At 60.9% G+C, this 1,425-nt stretch carries 1 protein-coding gene and 1 pseudogene; both read right to left on the bottom strand.

Annotated features, from left to right (window positions below; translation table 11 throughout):
* Nucleotides 1–352: pseudogene (locus EOC06_RS37265) on the bottom strand (conjugal transfer protein); the annotation flags it as partial.
* A gap of 9 nt (nt 353–361) precedes the next feature.
* On the bottom strand, nt 362–1,425 hold a 1,064-nt coding region (locus EOC06_RS37260; protein ID WP_128310115.1), incomplete at its 5' end, for a transglycosylase SLT domain-containing protein.

Here is a 1,425-nt window from a genome sequence, read left to right as displayed (position 1 = left end):
GCTGCAGGCCATTGATCACCGCTCCGGCGATCTTCTGGATTTCCGGCGACAGCCCACCGAAAGACAGCGCGCCGCCATTGAGGATCGATCCGAAGCTCGGCGCTTGCGCAATCGACATATTGGCGCCCAGGCCCATTTGGCCGATGCCGAGAGAGCCGTTGCGGCTGCCGGTCAGGGCTTGCAGGATTTGATTGCTCTTCTCGAGGATGTCCTTGTTGGAGCCCATGATCGAATTGGTATTGTCGGCGTTCTGGCGGGCAATGTTCAAATTCGCATTGTCGATGACGGCGATTTGCGCGTGAGCGACGCTGGACAGAAGTGTTACACATGCCGCGAAAGCGATTTTTCTCACATAAGCCTCCTATTCCTGGATTGCTTCGATCACACGTGCCGCGCCGGTCGGGTCGGCGTTGATCTGCACTGACGGCGTGGTTCCCGAACCGCTCTCGGCGCTTCGGCTGGCACAGGGCAGCCATTGGCTGCTATCGAGGCGCAGCCGTTGCAGCTCGGCCGGGTCGCATGAAAATGGATTTGGGGATCCAGCTTGCGGTGGCGTGATGGCCCGCGCGGTCTGCGAGGCTCCGACGTTGTTCAACGAAAGAAACTGACCGAGCAGGGTAGTGAAGTCAGAGGCTTGGTTGATATATTGGCCGGTGACGCCGGCATTCAGACTTCGGGCGGACGAGTTGAGCTCCCAGGCGCCTTTGTATTCGCCAACTTGTCCGACGCCGCCGATAAGCGCGTCGATCTGCGAGGAATTGGCCGTCATCTGTGCGGAGCTGGTGTTGAGGCCGGCGGCGGCTTTGGAGACGGAATGGAGAGCGCCGCTTTGAGCGGCGCCGCCCGGTCCGCTCGAGGTCACGATGCTGATCGCCGGTGGGGCCGCGGCCGGCGCCTGTCCGCTGGAGACGTAATTCTCGAAGGTGCCGTGCCATCGGCCGACGCCCGACGCCCACTCAGCCTGTTCGGCGGCATTCGAGCCGTTATAGAAACTCGCGAGGCAGCTGTAGTTGCTGGCGCCACATTGTGCGACGCCTTTGCCGAGATATTTGACGCCGCCCTCGATGTTCTGCTCGTTGATGTCGCGATCGAAGCCGAGCTGCCTGCCCGTTCCCTTTGTCAGTTGCATCACGCCCTTGACGCCGGTGTGCGAGCCGGCACAGCTGTCGAAGCGGGATTCCTGGTAGGCGACCGACAGCGCAAGGCCCTCCGGAACGCCATATTTTTGCGCATAGTAACGGATGAGCTTTGCGTTTTCGGCGTCGCGGCTCAGCGCCTCGCCAGGGGAGCGGCTGAACATTTGCGACCTGTACTTGTTCGTATAGGTGCAGACGAGGCTCTTTTTCTTCTCCTTCTCGTCGGATTTGGTTTCCTGCGATTTTGCGCTGTGCTCTTCGTCCTGCGCGCGCTTGTCCAGGTTGGGAC

It is taken from the genome of Mesorhizobium sp. M7A.F.Ca.MR.362.00.0.0 (assembly GCF_004023175.1).
Lineage (GTDB): Bacteria > Pseudomonadota > Alphaproteobacteria > Rhizobiales > Rhizobiaceae > Mesorhizobium.
Note: the sequence above shows the minus strand (reverse complement) of the source record. Positions and strands in the feature narration are given on the sequence as shown.